This window comes from Vibrio sp. 9-16B-A1, from assembly GCF_056726165.1.
Genome location: NZ_JBSDZD010000003.1, coordinates 97151 through 113497 on the forward strand (window position 1 = coordinate 97151; position 16347 = coordinate 113497).

Sequence of the window (16347 nt, forward strand, 5' to 3'; positions counted from 1 at the left end):
ACAACGATTCCGCCACCATCCAGGGCATGACTGACGCCAGTGACCCGGTTATCCGTGAGTTCACCGTAAGCTCAGTCGACGGCACCGAGCACAAAGTCACTGTGACCATCAAAGGCACTGACGACGGCGCGAAAATTACCCCGCACACTGCCGATGCCGACAAAGGCCTGGTGAAAGAAGACGAGATCAAAGAGACCAGCGGCAAGCTGGATGTCACTGACCCGGACGCAGGTGAAGCACACTTCAACGCCTCTAGCATTGATGACGGCGAGTACGGCAAGTTCACCATGGACACCGACGGCAACTGGAAGTACGAGCTGAACAACGACTCCGCCACCATCCAGGGCATGACCGACGCCAGTGACCCGGTTATCCGTGAGTTCACCGTCAGCTCAGTCGACGGCACCGAGCACAAAGTCACCGTGACCATCAAAGGCACCGATGACGGCGCGAAGATCACTCCGCATACTCCTGATGCGGATAAAGGCAGCGTGACGGAAGACGTGACCCTGACCACCGGTGGGAAGCTGGATGTGACAGACGTGGATGCTGGTGAAGCGGTATTCCGACCTCAGACGGATGTGAAGGATGGCGACTGGGGCACATTCTCAATCGACGCTGACGGCAACTGGAGTTATAAGCTGAATAATAGCCACCCTGACGTTCAGGGACTGAGTGAAAACAGCACGCCGGTTGAGCGTACTATTGAAGTGCAGAGTGCCGATGGCACTAAGCACAACGTAGTAGTATCGATTTCCGGCACTAACGATGCACCAGAGTTCATCAGCGGCAGTAACGATGCCCACGGCCTGGATGCGCAGGGTAAAGCCGATGCAGACCGCTATCAGCTCAGTGTTGACGAGAACAGCACTCCGGGCGTGATTGGCACAGTGAAAGCTTTCGATGCAGATAACGACAGTACTCTGACTTACAAACTGTCGGGTCATACTGACCTGTTTGAAATCGACAGCAAAACCGGTGAGATCAGCGTCAAGCCAGGCGTAAGCTTTGATTATGAAAAGCTGAGCAGCTATGAACTTGATGTGGAAGTGACCGACCAGACCGGCGCTAAAGACACCGGCAAAGTGCAAGTATCGGTGAACGATATTAACGAAGCTCCGATCGCTGAAGATGACAAGGGTATTGAAAAAACGACCAGGACACTGGATCAGACTAACTGGGATGACAGTGCCGATATCAATGTCGATTACTATGTGATTGATACTGCGACAGGAAACAAGGTTGCTGACGCGTCGAAAGCCGATTATACCGGTGACGGAGACCACAAATATGGCGTCAGCTCTGCTCTGGATGGCGGCTCAGACCGGGTTCAGGACGGGCAAATAGGGTATAACGACGCAACCGGGAATAGTGAAGCTATGCGCTTCTCGTTTGCTAACGGTCAGGTTGCCGATCACGCTGAAGTAGAAGTGAAAAACCTATGGACAGACACTAAGCATGGTAGCTGGGAACCTGGCATCGAACGAGGTGTCTGGAAGGCATACTACAAAGGTGAAGTGGTTGCGAGTGGCGTATTCGAAGGTACCCGAGGTGGCACTCAGGTGGTAAACATAGATGCAGATGGCCGCTTCTTCGATAGTATCGAAATGTCCGCAATCAGCTACAAAGACGGTGTCGTTGATCCTAAAGGCTCAGAGTACTTTATTACCCAGGTATCAGCGGATCTGACGACCTTTGATGATGCCTACCAGACCAACGGTTCAGGCACACTGGAGCTGGATGTTCTTGCGAATGACAGCGACCCGGATGGTGATGACCTGACCATCATTGATTATCCGAAAGAAGATTTTCTGAGTCTTCAGGACGGTAAACTGGTCTTTGACGCGGCTAAGTATCTGGAATCTCTGCCTGCAGACAAGCGGACCCTTGAGACGGGTGAAGTTAAAGAGTACACCTTTGAATACACCATCCGTGATGAAGATGGCCTGACTGATAAAGCAGAAGTTACCGTAAGTGTCATGGGTGAGCCAATGTCACTCAATGATGCTCACGCTGCACTGAGCGATGATCAGGCAGGTACTGATGCTGGTTCACACGCCGAAGGCGACCTGGTTGCAGATACCGGTTCGGCAACAGACGGCGAATACCACTTCGATACCGATCAGCAGCTTGATGGTTTCACCAGCGATGGTAAGCCAGTGGTATTTGAGGTGAGTGCAGACCAGAGCACGCTGACAGGCTATACCGGTACTGGAGCAGACCGCGTTAAAGTGCTTGAAGCCACTATCGACAGCAAAACCGGCCATTACACTGCTGATCAACATGCGCCATTGGATCACAAAGAACAGGGTGCGGATACGCTGGATATCGCTGCTAAAATCCAGGTTGAGGCTGGCGGGCAAACGGAAAATGCAACGCTGCACCTTGATGTAACCGACTCACTGCCAACGGCAAGCTCTGCGCATCATGAAATCAATGATGTGGATCCGCAGAAGAACACTATTGTGATCGCTCTGGATGCTTCAGGCTCTATGGGCTGGGAAGTACCTGACGGGAAAGGCAACATGGTTACCCGCTGGCAACTGGCGCGGGAATCGGTTAAAGCCATGTTCGAAAAGTATCAGGAGATGGGTGAAGTACATCTGAAGATAGCGACCCACAGTGGTGTGCCATCTGGCCAGATCTCTGGCTGGCTTGAGTCGACCGGTGATATCGATCATTTCTTCTTCAGCGTTGAACCAAATGCCTGGACGCCATACAGTCAGGCGATCGATCAGGTACATGAAATCCTGACCGACCCGGCCAGTCAGGAACTGCTCAGCAGTACTAACAGTCAGCTTTACTTTATTTCAGATGGTATAACCACCGACTTTGATAACTGGACCAGTTCCGGCTCGTTTGAGGTGAAAGCCCGTGAAAGCCTCATGAAGTGGAGCAGCGAAGAAGACTTTTCAAGTCCGCAGCGTTACCAGCAGGTGCGTGATGGGTTGGCTGAACCAACGCCAGATGAAGAGAAGATGATTCTGGAAAACGCGATGGAGCAAAGCATCGCGACCAGTGGTCAGGAACTCGACAATATCTGGTCTCTCGGTATGGGCGCAGGTTCTGACCTGAAATACCTGGAGCCGATCGCGACAGACAAGGGCTCAGCCCTAGTGGTAACCGATGATTCCCAGATAACGGATCTTCTGATTAAAACTGTATCTGGCCAGCTTCAGAGCAACCTGCTGGATGACAGCAGCGGCGATGCTCAGTGGGTCGATCATATCACTGTCGATGGTGAGACATACCAGTACAACAAAGCAAACGGCAGTGTAACCACCAGCGACGGTACGAAGATCTCTGACCACTCTCTGGCGCAGATCGACACTGATCACGGTAAGCTGACCATCAACTTTGAAAATGGTCATTATGACTACAAGGCGACGAACGTTGCCGGTCACCAGCAGGAGAAGTTTGAGGTAACGGTAATCGACGCCGATGGGGATACCGCAAATGGCGAAGTGACAATCGATATCCGTGACCGCGCACCTGAGTTTATCAGTGCCGGCGACGCAGATCAGACTCACGGCACAGATGCTAATGGCATGGCTACCGCAGATACTGCGAGCTTTAACGTTGCGGAGCAGGAAGCTGGCGTGCTGGTTGGTCAGGTGAAAGCGTTTGATCCGGATGGCAGCGACACCATTAAGTACGAGCTGAGTGGTGGTGATGCTGATCTGTTCCGTGTGGACCCGAATAGTGGTGAGATTTGGCTGAAAGACGGTGTGAAGCTGGATCATTCAGCTCAGCAGACGTATCAGCTGGAAGTTACCGCGAACGATGGTACGGATAAAGATACCACTCAGGTTACCCTGAATGTAACAGAGAACCACGCACCGACTTCATCTCCGGTTCAGGGCTTTGCTCAGATGGAAGATCTGCCGATCAACAAAGTAACGGTAGTATTCGATCAGTCCAACAGTATGACCCGTACTTTTGACGGTCAGAACACGGTTGGCAGTGAAGCCACTGCCCCGAAAACGGAATCGAGGGTTTACAAAGCTGCTGAGGCACTGCATACCATGGTGGAAAATATGATTGCAGAAGGTGGTGAATCGAATACCTTTATCCGTTTGGTTCGCTTTGACGGTGATGCCGATGCTGCGGGCTGGTATACGCTCAGTGATATCGAAGCCATGACGCGCCCACCAGAACTTAATGGCCGTGACCCGGAAGACCTTAGTTACAAAAATGATGTTGCAGACTACATACGCGATTGGTGTGATGTGGACTACGGCACCAATACTGACTACAGCAAGGCGCTGGAAGAGGTGATGGATCCGGGAGAGGAGTATCACTTCAGTTATCCGTGGCAGGATGGCTTTGCTTATTTTGGTCCAGAGGAGCCGGTAGAAAGTAAGGACACCATCTTCTTTATCTCGGATGGTGAACCAAACCCGAAAGAGGGTGAGGCAGCAGCTCCTGATTTGGACCAGCGCTGGGAAGAGTACAAGCAGGCTCATGATGCAAAAGTATACGGTATTGGTATTGCCCTTTCTGATAACGCCAAAGCTGCAGAGGCTCTGGATGAGCTTAGCGATAAAGTGGTATTTATCGACTCAGGTGAAGACCTGGGCCAGTATCTGAATCATTTCTCTCCAGAGCCGATTGCGGGTGAGTTGCTGGCAGGAAGTCAGGATGCTGACGGCGACAGCATGACAGTGTCTCTGGCTGACGGTGACTTCACGCTGCTTGGTGCGGACCTTCATGGCATTACCGTAAATCAGCCGCTGGTTACTTCGACTAAGGAAGAAGACGGTAATCTGCATATCGAAACTGCATTCGGTACCCTGGAAGTGTCTTCAAACGGCAGTTACAGCTTTACTCAGAGTGATGACCTGACCCTGCAGGGTGACCAGCAGGCAGATCTGAACTTCCTGTTTAAAGTGTCAGACGGTAAAGGTGGCGTAAGCGACAATGTGTTTACTCTGACCCTGAGCGAGTCGGGCACTGATATCGCGGCAACTGAACGTCACGCTGTACTGGGCGATGATCAGGCAAACACCCTGACCGGTGGAGACGGTATCGATATTCTGCTGGGTCAGGGGGGTGCCGATACCCTGGATGGTGGTTCTGGCGATGATATTCTGGTTGGCGGTCTGGGTGACGATATCCTGACTGGCGGTCTGGGTAACGACATCCTGACCGGCGGTGCAGGCAGTGATACGTTCGTTTATAACAACGCTTCACTGAGCACGACGCCATCGCAGGATGTGATCAAAGACTTCCATCTGGGTGAAGACAAGCTGGATCTGACCGATATTATGGCGCCGACCGGCGATGACGCTAAGGACATGGATAACCTGTTGGATCACGTTCGGGCAGACTTTGATGCTACGAACGACATCCTGAATCTGACTATCACAGATGGTGACAAGTCCACCTCGGTGGCACTGGAGCACTTTGATATGTCAGGGCTTGAGCTGGGCGCTTCGGCGACTTCCCACGAGATTGTGGACCAGCTGTTCCAGCATCAGGCATTTAAGATGGATTAATACTTTCCTGATCCGGGAGAAAAGCGTTGTCAGAAGGAACTGACAACGCTTTTTTTTACTTTAAGCCAGCTGCTTAAAGTGCTTTTGTCGCCGCCTGAGCAGGGCTTCCAGTGTGCAGAGCAGCAGCCCCAGCCAGATACAGCTGAAACTGATGACTTTTACCTGTGACAGCGGCTCTCCAAAGAGCATCACCGCGAGTAAAAACTGGATACTGGGCTCAATATACTGAGCCAGGCCGACCATGATCAGACTTGTTCTCTCGACCGCCATGGCAAACAGAACCAGCGGGATCAGGGTGACCGGAGCGGCTCCGGCGTACCACAGAAGAGTGCTCCAGTCCTGTTGGTACAGGGCTGAATCCTGGTTATGCCAGCCTGTGCCAATCAAAACGGCTGCGAGGGGGAGCAGGGCAAGCAGTTCAATCAGCATGGCTGAGAGTGAATCCAGCGGGATAAACTTCTTGATCAGCCCGTACAGGGCAAATGCGCCCCCCATTACCAGTGACAGCCACGGCAGTTCGCCGTAGTAGAGTACCTGACATCCTATCCCCAACACCGACAGCACCACGGCTGCCCGCTGGGCCATCGTTAATCTGTCTTTTAAAAACAGCACCCCAAACACAACAGAAAACACGGGGTTAATAAAATAACCCAGGCTGGCAGCCAGCACCTGGCCATTGGTGAGCGCCCAGGTAAAGCTGTAAAGAGAAACGCAGTTAAACAACCCGGCCAGCAGGCAGAGCAGCCAGACTTTTTTACTTCGCAGGGCGGGTAAAAACTGCCGCCAGGAGGTGGGCACCACGCGAACCAGTATCCACATCAGGGGAATGGATACAATCAACCTGACAGCAAGCAGCTCAAAAACATCTGCCTGAGGAATAAACTGAAAATACAGGGGCAGCAGTCCCCACAGCACGAATGCCAACGCAGCGATCAGGCTGCCATTCGAAGATCTGGTCATCGTTCACCTCTTTTGGGATCCAACAAAATAAGCCGCCCCAAAAAAGGGACGACTTATTGCCGGTAACAGATTGGATTTACCCGGAATATCCGGGATTTTGGTATAAGGCCGGGATTACTTAGGCAGTTGCTGTTCCACCAGTGTCTGCCAGTACTTCACGCCTTTGTGCAGGATATTGTCGTTAAAGTCATAGAGCGGATTGTGCAGTGCGGTGCCACCACACTCGCCGGTACCGTTGCCAACCAGAATGTAGCAACCAGGGACTTCGCGGAGCATAAACGAAAAGTCTTCGCTGATGGTAAACGGTTCGCAGCTGCCGTTTACGTTCTCCTCGCCCACAACAGCTTTGGCTGCGCGAACTGCATGTCCGGTCTCTTCCGGGGTGTTGATAGTCGACAGGAAGCTGTTGTTAAAGCGGTACTGGTAATCAACTCCGGCAGACATACACTGGCCGGCAACAACCCGTTCGATGGCTTTTTCTATCTTATGCAGCGCCTGATCGGTAAAGCTGCGGGTATCGCCGGTAATAGTGACCTGAGAAGGGATCACGTTCACGGTCCCGTTGGTGACGAAATTGGTTACTGAGATAACGGCAGCTTCGTCAATTGCGCTCAGGTTACGTGAGACGATGGTTTGCAGAGCCGTTACCACCTGCGCGCCGACAACGATCGGGTCGGTGCCCATATGCGGCAGAGCGGCGTGACCACCGGTCGCGTTGATGACGATTTCAAAGCTGCTTTCACTGGCCATCAGTGAGGCTGGGCGGGTCAGGAAGTGACCTTCCGGGATCCCCGGCAGGTTATGCATGGCATAGACTGAATCGATCTTCCATTTGGTGAACAGGCCGTCTTCGATCATCGCTTTAGCGCCGACGCCGTGCTCTTCTCCCGGCTGGAAAATAAAATAGACAGTGCCATCAAAGTCGCGGTTTTTTGCCAGCTCATGGGCGGCGCCGAGCAGCATAGCGGTATGGCCGTCATGCCCACAGGCGTGCATAACCCCTTCGTTGACAGAGACGTGGGAGAAAGTGTTCTGCTCGTGAATATGCAGGGCATCCATATCAGCACGCAGGCCGATTGAGCGGTCACTGTCGCCACATTTCAGAATGCCGACCACGCCGGTACGGCCGATATTACGGTGAACCTCAATACCGAACTCTTCCAGTTTGTCCGCAACCATTTTTGAGGTCTGCACTTCTTCGAAGCCAAACTCAGGGTGCTTATGGATGTGGCGGCGCCACTCAATCACTTTCTGTTCAATAGACATCTTTTACATACTCCAGCCCGGCAGTGGGGGCTGCCGGGTGTTATCAGGTTAATAGTTATGCTTTTTGAGCGGTCAGCTCAGTTTCTTCTTTAGTCTCTGACTTGGTTTCGTACTTAGTGAACACGTAAAGAGCCACAACAATCAGAGAGACAACAATGGTTTTACCGAGAGCCATCTGCTCACCCAGAGTCAGAACAGCAACCAGGTAGCCAACCAGTGGCATCAGGTTCAGTGCCATGGTTGATTTTTCAACGCCGATGCGTTTGAAAGAGTAAAGCTGGATAAGGTAGCTGCCGCCGGAGATACCGGTACCCAGGAAGATCAGCAGTGCAATCAGCAGCGGGCTTGAGAAGATAATGCCAATTTGCGACAGGTCCAGGTCCATGCCGATCACGACAAACACACCCATTACTGCAACAGAGATGTACTGGTATAGCATAGAAACAACAGAGCCGTACTTTTCAGCCAGGCTGGCGCGAAGGTGAGCAGTCCAGGCAAGAGCCAGCATAGAACCAGTCACGTAGGCGTATCCCAGCAGCGGTGTGCCGCCTTCAATTTTGTTAGTCGGGCCGACGCTCATCGCGTAAATACATACTGCTGAAGCAATAAAGGCACCCCACTGGATTTTGTTCATGCGGAAGTTCATAAACATCATGCCAAAGAAAACGGTAGCGAATGGCTGCATACCCTGGATCACGCCGTTTTCTGTAGCACCAATATGAGCGAGGGAAAGGAAGTTAAACAGTGAAAATACCCCCTGGCCAACGATGCCACATAACGCGATACGGCCGATATCCTTGATATCGATTTTCAGTGAACCACCGAGATCTTCACTCAGACTTTTGCTGCGGGATGTGAAGAAGAAGATGATGGAAAGGCCGATCACCGCGGTTACATAGCGGAAGAAAACCAGCGTCATAGGGTCGACGGCCATAGAGAGAGGCTTGGAGACCACACCGGTCACCCCCCAGATAACGGCAACAGCGATCGCTGCTACCCAGCCGAAAAAGGTATCTTTGTTTGAAGTGTTCATTTGTTCATTCCTTGTATTATTTTTCTCCAGCTGAACCTGATGGAACAGCTGGTTTGCAGGGTCTTTTGAGGTTGTGTTGTTATCAGATGATGATCAGCTCAGGCTCAGCACGTTCACTCAGCCACTCGGCACCATCTTCGGTGATCACAATGTTCTCTTCGTGAACCATGGACTTGCCAGGTGCGTAAACCATGCCCGGCTCCAGGGTCATCACCATGCCAGGTTTCAGTACGGTATTGTCGGTTGCGGTATTCGACGGACGCTCGGTAAGCTCCATACCCAGGCCGTGGCCCAGGCGGCCCACGTCATTACCCAGTGCGCCGTTGGCTTCCAGTACTTTCCACATCGCGTTGTAGATGTCGGTTGTGGTCGCTCCCGGGCGGGCAGCTTCAAAACCTTTGGTGGTTGCTTCATAGGTGGCACGGTAGGCGGCTTTGGTTTCGTCGCTGGCGTAACCAAAGGCCCAGTTGCGGTCGAAGTCGGAGAAATAGCCATCGCGTACCGCGCCGGTATCGATGATCAGAACGTCGCCAGGTTCAATAATGCGGTTGGTCGGACCCATGATAATGCTGTCGTATCCGTCCGGGCCTGAGCCTGCGATGATGTAAGGACATTCATCAGCGCCTTCCAGCAGCATATCGATGCGGAACTGCTTACAGATTTCACGCTCTGTCATACCTGCGCGGGCGTATTCCGGGATCTTGTTAAAGCCGACATTAGTGATGCGGCAGATCTTGCGGGTCTTTTCGATCTCCGCCTGAGACTTGATTTGACGCAGTTCATGAACAGAAAGTGATACGTCAACAAACTCCTTTTTCACCAGTGTAGTTAACTTTAGGTAATTATTGACCGGCATACGCAGGTGCGACTCAATACCTAAAGTGGCACCCACACGACCATAGCGGCAAGGCAGTGAGTTCAGTGTGCTGGCCACCAGGCTGATGCCGTCATCTTCAGGGCGGGGTGACGGCCAGGTAATGATGTTGTCGACCCAGGTTCCTGCCATACCACTGGCACCAATTTCCGGAATAATTGCAATAGGTTTGCCCTCAGCCGGAACCACGACAAACCAAGGCCGTGTTGGGCTGTGCCAGAACTGGGTGTGAAAGCCAGTGAAGTAACGTACGTTCGGCTCAGTCGTAAAGATCATGGCGTCCAGTTTCAGGTCATGCATCATTTTCTGTGCGCGCATGGTCCTGTTTTCAAACTCTGACTGTTCAAAACCTCTGTTCAGGAAATTAGTCATGGGAACCTCTTGTTTTGTTTCTTGTTAAAGGGCTAAGACGTGGAGCGGGCTCAACCGTATAGTTAAAAATTGTTTACTTTACGGTGTGAATCTTACTGATATTTCAGTTAAATAATGTGACCTGGATCTTGCGGTTAACTATTGTGACCTGTAAGAGGCGTAAATCGCTCAAAAAAGTGACCTCTGTCAAATTTTAGTTCCATATATGTAACTTTGGGATTGTCTATTACCTCTGATTAGGGTTTTATAGTTACACAAAGTTAATTGGCGGCTTGCTTTTTAATCGCTGAGTAAAGACAATAGTCAACATTAGAGTTAACAGAAGTGGTCTGGAATGAACGCATCAGCATATAAGTCATTTAACGTAGAGTTCACTGATAAAGACAGAGAGCATTTAGAAACCAATTTCCGCCTGGCGGAAACCATCGCAGACTTTATTGGGCCGCATTGTGAGGTTGTTATTCACTCGTTTGAGAGCTTCGAGAAATCGGTAGTCAAAATCGTGAATGGTCACCACACCGGACGTAAAGTGGGTTCACCGATCACGGATATGGGTTTGAAGATGCTCAGCGTTTTTGAAAGTACTGGCGAGGTAACCCCAAAAAGTTACTTCACCACCAGTAAAGAGGGATCTCTGCTTAAATCGACAACGTGCGTTCTGGCGGGAGAGAACGGCAAACCAATCGGTTTGTTCTGTATCAATATGAATCTGTCTCACCCGTTCCCCGAGATCATTAAGACTCTGATGCCAGATGTCGCGCACGCTCCGGTAGGTGTGAATGAGAACTTCAGCTCTTCAGTGAACGAAGTTGTCGAGCAGGCGCTGGAACATGCGATCACAGAAGTTGAAAACGATGCCTCAGTTAACTTAAAAGGTCGGAATAAGGCCATTACCAGGATTTTGCTTGAGAATGGCATTTTCGAGTTAAAAGAGGCGACAGCACTTGTGGCTGAACACCTCGGGATTACTCGCCACGCTATATATAAGTACATACGCGAGTTTAGATCGTAGAAACAACACTAAAGAGAAAGACAATGAAGACAAAGATCCATACAGACCTGGCACCAGCAGCAATCGGCCCATACTCACAGGGACTGGCATTTAAAGATCTGGTATTTACTTCTGGTCAGCTGCCTCTGGACCCTCAAACCATGGCATTTGCCGAGGGCGGCATTAAAGAGCAGGCCCGTCAGTCACTGGAAAACCTGAAAGCCGTTCTGGAGCAGAGCGGTGCATCACTGGACACGGTACTTAAGACAACCTGTTTCCTGTCTGATATGGAAAACTTTGTTGCCTTTAACGAGGTTTACACCGAAGTATTTGGTACTGAAGACGCGCCTGCCCGCTCATGTGTCGAAGCCGCTCGTCTGCCAAAAGATGCATTGGTGGAAGTAGAAGCGATCGCTTATATCAAGTAATCCTTTCAGGGCTGCTGGTTACAGTAGCCCATTTCTGAATTCAGCCCGTATTGAAGTGTACCCTATGCTAAAACTGTCAAAAAACTCATTCTACACAGGAACCACGTGCGAACTGTTCACCGCTGTTCAGGCAGAGCAGGCCCGTGATTTTCACCGTCAGATAGACGGCTATCAACCAACTCCGCTGGTTTCCCTGCCTGCACTTGCCAGTAAGCTGGGTGTGAAAGCGATTCTGGTAAAAGACGAGTCCAAACGATTTGGTCTTAACGCATTTAAAGTGCTGGGCGGCTCCTATGCGCTCGGCCAGCAGCTTGCCAAACACCTTGGCATTGATATCTCAGAAATCAACCTGAAAACCGTTGCTTCCAAACTGGAAAAACCGCTGGTATTTACCACTGCGACCGCAGGCAACCACGGTACCGGTGTAGCCTGGGCTGCCCGTGAAATGGGACAGAAAGCGGTAGTGTACATGCCAAAAGGTTCAGCGCAGGCCAGCGTTAACCGTATTCAGGCATTAGGGGCTGAGTGTATCGTGACCGACGTGAACTACGATGACACGGTACGTCTTGCTAACAAGACCGCACAAGACAACGGATGGATGCTGGTCCAGGATACGGCGTGGGACGGCTACGAGGAAATCCCGACCTGGATTTCCCAGGGCTATATGACCATGGCCTGTGAAGCGGCAGAGCAGGCGGCTGAGCTTGAGTTTGGTATGCCGACTCATGTCTTCCTTCAGGCCGGTGTTGGTGCAATGGCCGGTGGTGTATTGGGCTATCTGGCTGACAAACTGGGTGCAGATAACTTTACAACCGTTATCGCCGAGCCTGCAGCAGCTGACTGTATCTTCCGTTCGGGTACCAGCGAAAACGGTGGCATGGTTAATGTGACTGGTGATCTGAACTCAATCATGGCAGGCCTGGCCTGTGGTGAGCCGAACCCGGTAACCTGGCCGATCCTGAAAGACTGCAGTAATTACTTCGTGTCTGCTGAAGATACGGTTACGGCAACCGGTATGCGCGTATTGGGTAATCCACTGGCTGGTGATCCGGCAGTAACCAGCGGAGAGTCCGGTGCGATTACTGCAGGCGTTCTGTACCAGCTGGCTCAGCAGAGCGATCCACAACTGTCGATGGAACAGCTGGGGCTGGACAAAGACTCGGTGGTGATGCTGTTCAGTACTGAAGGCGATACCAATCCGGATCGCTATCGTAAGATTGTCTGGGAAGGTCACCTTCCACAGTAAACTTCAGCAAAAAAGGCAGGTTTTTACCTGCCTTTTGTCTTTATTGCATCTCATTGTTTTTACAATCCCTTACTTGTATTCCTGTTTAGCATGGGCCAGATTAACAGCAGACCGGCCTGGTTTGTTTCCGGAACATCTGTCAGAAGAGAATACTCCTCATGCTTACCGCACTCTCAATTAATAACTACCGCTCAATACTCAATCTGACCCTGCCGCTCGGGCCGCTGAATATCATTACCGGTGAGAATGGAGTGGGGAAGTCTAACCTGTATAAAGCATTGCGGCTTCTGGCGGAAACCGCACAGGGAGGGGTGGTGCCTGCGCTGGCAGGCGAAGGCGGGCTTGAGTCCACTTTCTGGGCGGGGCCGGAGAAGATTTCTGGCGCGATGAAGCGCGGAGAGCAGCCGGTAGAATACACGGTCCGTCAGGAAGTGAAGCGGCTTAAACTCGGGTTCTCGACCGAAGAGTTCAGCTACGCGATTTCGCTCGGACTGCCCACTCCCTCGATGTCGATGTTTGGTCATGACCCGGAAGTAAAGCATGAGTGTATCTGGAACGGAGAAGTGTACCGCCCGGCAAGCGCTATGGTGGAGCGAAAAGGCAGTGTGATCCGTGCCAGAGAAGGGCGAAGCTGGCAGGTGGTTTCTCAGCATATCGCCACTTATCACAGCATGTTTGACCAGATTTCAGACCCGGTCGCGACACCGGAAGCGTTTGTGATGCGCGAGAAGATCCGCGGCTGGCGTTTCTATGACCATTTTCGCACCGACAGGGATGCACCGGCAAGACAGGCTCAGCTCGCCACCCGGACTCCGGTACTGCACCATGATGGCCGGGATCTGGCAGCGGCACTGCAGACGATTATCGAAGTGGGAGACAAAGAGACTCTGTTTAAAGCCATCGACTATGCGTTTCCCGGAGCCCGGGTCTCTGTGGTTCAGCACAGTGATGGCCGCTTTACCCTGGAGTTTGTCCAGCCGGGGCTTTTAAGGCCGCTGAGTGGTGCCGAGCTCTCTGACGGAACCCTGCGATTTCTGCTCTGGGTGGCCGCTCTGTTAACGCCGCGGCCACCAGGCTTAATGGTTCTGAACGAACCGGAAACCAGTCTGCACCCGGATCTTCTTCCTGCGCTGGCGCGGCTAATCCTGTACGCCGCTGAGCGCAGTCAGGTCTGGGTGGTTTCTCACTCTCCAAGGCTGATTGAAGCGCTGCGGGCACACCCTGAATGTAATGAACTCAGGCTGGAGAAACAGCTTGGCCAGACAGTGTTGCCTGGGCAGGATATCCTTTCGACCCCGGCCTGGCACTGGCCGGATAAGGGCCAGTGAGACAGGGGTGTTACCCCCGGAACATCCTGTCCTGGTCCAGCATCTCTGCCTTAACGGCCTGCCACGCTTTATGTTCAGGAGTGGTCAGGCGGATTGGTCCGAAACTCTTCTCTGCTGTGAGTTTGTCGCTCAGTTTTTCCACCTCCCGGGCGACAAAGCTGCTGAACCAGGCCTGATCAGGCATGCCAGGCCACTGCTCGCTGAGTTGCTGATACAGATTATCCAGCTCGTTCAGGCGGCCTTTGAACTCATTCAGTGCCTGGTGCTGAGGTTTAAACAGCAGCCGGTTAAATAAGCCTGATGAAGTCTGCTCCATACTTGTAACCCTGCCTTTTATTTCTGCCAGAGCCAGCCTTACAGGAAGTCTCGTAACCGGCAGTCCTCTTTCCGTGACTTCTGTGCGGGTCGGCAACTGCTCCAGGTTGAGCTCAAGTTCACCGGCGAGACCGCGGTTCTCTTCAGTTACCGCTTTAGCCATATCCCGCAGCTGTGCCAGTGATTCATTGCCGTGCAGCGGGGCACTGGTCATTCGGGTGGCCGGAATGGAGCGGAACTCCAGTTCCGGCCAGTTTGCCCTTGCGTGCACCTGAAGGTGACGGGCCAGTTTTACCCGCGTCATCAGGGCTGGCTGCTGATCCCGGGCAGCTTTGATCTCTTTGGTCAGCGCTGCCTTTTCTTTGTTTTCCAGCGCCAGGCGTTTTTGTTGCTCTGCCAGTTCGGCAGCTTTAATTGCTTCATCGTCTGGCGCTCGGGTGGTCAGCCGGTTGCTGCTTTCCCATTTCAGGTAGTGGTGCAGAGCACCGTTTTCACTCTGTACTGCTTTTTTCACCAGACTGACCAGGCTGCTCGTACCGACGGCAAAGCGGGTATCAAAGCCCCGGTGACCGCTGAGCAGGGCGTCGAGAAAATCTTTCAGCTCCTGACGGTCAGCAGGGCAGGTCAGTTTCATTTCGCCGTTTGCGACGTTCAGGAACCGGTTGAGTCCAGGGGCGCCGCCTTCCAGCTGAGTTTTCAGTTTCTGTTGGTGCGATGCGGCCTTTTTACCTGTAAGCAGATAGTCTGAGAGGATTTGGTTGAGTCCGTCAGAGATCATATTTCGTTCACCCCGGGTAAACCTGATTTCCGGTTTTGGTGTTTCCGGAGCCGCGGCCACGGGTTCACGGGCTGCTTCAGTTTTGGTTTCCTGAGGTGGTATTTGGCCTGTTTGCTCATTGGCTGTCACGGCCCCGGCAGGCGGTGTTTTGGCCGGTTTGACTGTGCCGTGAGAAAGGCGCAGATACGAGCCCAGAATATTATCCCCGCCATCGAGAGGCCGGGTTAAGGCTTTATACAAAGAGCCGAACCTTGAGTGGCCTTTCAGCAGCAGGTTAAACATGTCAGCCAGCTTTTGTGGTGAACGGGGCAGCCGGACTACCCGCACTTTGTCCTGGTCATCTATGGTGACCCGTCCCCTGAGCTCTTCCATCTCACAATAGCCGCGCATGTAGTCACCGTGCTTTTCCGGTTTATTGTCTACATATTGCTGCAGCGCGCTGGTAAAGGCTTTGGCAAGCGGTGTGAGATCTTCATCATGGATACGTGGTGCGCTCTGCAGGCCTGCGGGATTTTGTCTGAGCGGCTCACTCATGCTCTGCGCTGAGCCCGCAGCTCCTGGAAGTTCTGCTCTGGACTTTTCCAGTTTCGGAGCCTGTTTCGCGACGCTTTGTTGTACCTGAGAGACGCCTTTAAACAGGGTGTTGAGAAGTTTGGTTACCGGCATAGTGACTCCTTAACCTTTTAGCAGGTGTGCATCGCAAAACAGAGAGGGGGATTCTGCATGTGCTTCCAGTGGGGCCTGGAGCGCGTTTCTGGCATCTGTCGCTGTGGTAATGAAATTGCCGACCAGGTTTGCGAGCAGCTCAAGCTCCAGATCCTCAATCGGGTGCTGGTAGCGAAGAAGAACCTGATCTCCCTGAGGGCTCAGTGCATAGTGCGCCTGACGCAAAACGGGGCTGGTAAAGTTGTACTGCAGCAGCCGGGTCAGGTGCTGTTCCCGCTGGGCCTCAGGCAGTGCGCCCAGTTCAGCAATAAACTGAATGTGAGAGCTTCCTGCCGAAAGATCTATCGCCAGCTCTATGCCCTCTTCAGTCAGAAGCGCGCAGCGTCCTGAGCTGTCCAGCCCCAGGCAGTCCAGTTGCCAGGCGTTGCCCAGCCCGAGAAGAAGGTGGTTAAGAAAGGTTTGGTCGGCCGTCATCAGCGCCTCCTGATACAACAAGGGAAGTGTGTTCAGATTAGCGCCTGAGCCGGGCGATTTCTTTCACTGGTGGGCAGGGATTTTTAGGTTTTCTCTCCCCGGGATGACCGGGGAGAGT

At 52.4% G+C, this 16347-nt stretch carries 11 protein-coding genes; 5 read left to right on the forward strand and 6 right to left on the reverse strand.

What is annotated here, in order from left to right; translation table 11 throughout:
- The first annotated feature begins 17 nt into the window (after positions 1-17).
- Positions 18-5498, forward strand: coding sequence for a VCBS domain-containing protein (locus tag ACVB80_RS06520; RefSeq protein WP_481080770.1), 5481 nt, complete (start codon positions 18-20; stop codon positions 5496-5498).
- Between the two features lie 60 nt (positions 5499-5558).
- Here the strand turns inward: ACVB80_RS06520 and rarD are convergent, their stop codons facing one another.
- The 4 genes from rarD to ACVB80_RS06540 all read right to left on the reverse strand — a co-directional run bounded on the left by rarD (position 5559) and on the right by ACVB80_RS06540 (position 10003).
- Entirely contained in the window at positions 5559-6458 is a 900-nt protein-coding gene (gene rarD, locus ACVB80_RS06525) for an EamA family transporter RarD (protein ID WP_481080470.1), read from the reverse strand.
- Between the two features lie 114 nt (positions 6459-6572).
- Positions 6573-7724 carry a M20 aminoacylase family protein gene (locus ACVB80_RS06530; RefSeq protein WP_481080471.1) on the reverse strand — a complete coding sequence of 384 codons (1152 nt, stop codon included), beginning with the start codon at positions 7722-7724 and terminating at the stop codon, positions 6573-6575.
- Positions 7725-7779: 55 nt separating this feature from the next.
- Positions 7780-8757 (reverse strand): DMT family transporter, encoded by a 978-nt coding sequence (locus ACVB80_RS06535; RefSeq protein ID WP_481080472.1) that lies wholly within the window; start codon positions 8755-8757, stop codon positions 7780-7782.
- 82 nt (positions 8758-8839) lie between these two features.
- Positions 8840-10003, reverse strand: a complete 1164-nt coding sequence (locus tag ACVB80_RS06540; protein WP_481080473.1) for a M24 family metallopeptidase — start codon at positions 10001-10003, stop codon at positions 8840-8842.
- Positions 10004-10337: 334 nt separating this feature from the next.
- Here ACVB80_RS06540 and ACVB80_RS06545 point away from each other — a divergent pair, with 334 nt between their 5' ends.
- The 4 genes from ACVB80_RS06545 to ACVB80_RS06560 all read left to right on the forward strand — a co-directional run bounded on the left by ACVB80_RS06545 (position 10338) and on the right by ACVB80_RS06560 (position 13996).
- Positions 10338-11015, forward strand: coding sequence for a helix-turn-helix transcriptional regulator (locus ACVB80_RS06545; RefSeq protein WP_481080474.1), 678 nt, complete (start codon positions 10338-10340; stop codon positions 11013-11015).
- 23 nt (positions 11016-11038) lie between these two features.
- Positions 11039-11422 carry a RidA family protein gene (locus ACVB80_RS06550; RefSeq protein ID WP_481080475.1) on the forward strand — a complete coding sequence of 128 codons (384 nt, stop codon included), beginning with the start codon at positions 11039-11041 and terminating at the stop codon, positions 11420-11422.
- Positions 11423-11486: 64 nt separating this feature from the next.
- Positions 11487-12668: a diaminopropionate ammonia-lyase gene (gene dpaL / locus ACVB80_RS06555; RefSeq protein ID WP_481080476.1), complete on the forward strand. Its 1182-nt coding sequence runs from the start codon at positions 11487-11489 to the stop codon at positions 12666-12668.
- A gap of 158 nt (positions 12669-12826) precedes the next feature.
- Positions 12827-13996: an AAA family ATPase gene (locus tag ACVB80_RS06560; RefSeq protein WP_481080477.1), complete on the forward strand. Its 1170-nt coding sequence runs from the start codon at positions 12827-12829 to the stop codon at positions 13994-13996.
- Positions 13997-14006: 10 nt separating this feature from the next.
- On the opposite strand, the gene ACVB80_RS06565 is transcribed toward ACVB80_RS06560, so the two are convergent.
- Together ACVB80_RS06565 and ACVB80_RS06570 are read right to left on the reverse strand one after the other, a co-directional pair.
- A complete protein-coding gene (locus ACVB80_RS06565; protein ID WP_481080478.1) occupies positions 14007-15755 on the reverse strand; it encodes a hypothetical protein in 1749 nt (582 codons plus the stop codon).
- A 9-nt stretch (positions 15756-15764) separates the two neighbouring features.
- The gene (locus tag ACVB80_RS06570) at positions 15765-16229 is read right to left on the reverse strand and encodes a CesT family type III secretion system chaperone (RefSeq protein WP_481080479.1); all 465 of its coding nucleotides are present in this window, start codon (positions 16227-16229) and stop codon (positions 15765-15767) included.
- Positions 16230-16347: the final 118 nt, after the last annotated feature.

Bases quoted from the DNA above. Each gene is read 5' to 3' on its own strand.
- ACVB80_RS06565 (WP_481080478.1), bottom strand. From the start codon at position 15,755: ATGCCGGTAACCAAACTTCTCAACACCCTGTTTAAAGGCGTCTCTCAG.
- rarD (WP_481080470.1), bottom strand. From the start codon at position 6,458: ATGACCAGATCTTCGAATGGCAGCCTGATCGCTGCGTTGGCATTCGTG.
- ACVB80_RS06560 (WP_481080477.1), top strand. From the start codon at position 12,827: ATGCTTACCGCACTCTCAATTAATAACTACCGCTCAATACTCAATCTG.
- ACVB80_RS06545 (WP_481080474.1), top strand. From the start codon at position 10,338: ATGAACGCATCAGCATATAAGTCATTTAACGTAGAGTTCACTGATAAA.
- ACVB80_RS06530 (WP_481080471.1), bottom strand. From the start codon at position 7,724: ATGTCTATTGAACAGAAAGTGATTGAGTGGCGCCGCCACATCCATAAG.
- ACVB80_RS06570 (WP_481080479.1), bottom strand. From the start codon at position 16,229: ATGACGGCCGACCAAACCTTTCTTAACCACCTTCTTCTCGGGCTGGGC.
- dpaL (WP_481080476.1), top strand. From the start codon at position 11,487: ATGCTAAAACTGTCAAAAAACTCATTCTACACAGGAACCACGTGCGAA.
- ACVB80_RS06550 (WP_481080475.1), top strand. From the start codon at position 11,039: ATGAAGACAAAGATCCATACAGACCTGGCACCAGCAGCAATCGGCCCA.
- ACVB80_RS06540 (WP_481080473.1), bottom strand. From the start codon at position 10,003: ATGACTAATTTCCTGAACAGAGGTTTTGAACAGTCAGAGTTTGAAAAC.
- ACVB80_RS06535 (WP_481080472.1), bottom strand. From the start codon at position 8,757: ATGAACACTTCAAACAAAGATACCTTTTTCGGCTGGGTAGCAGCGATC.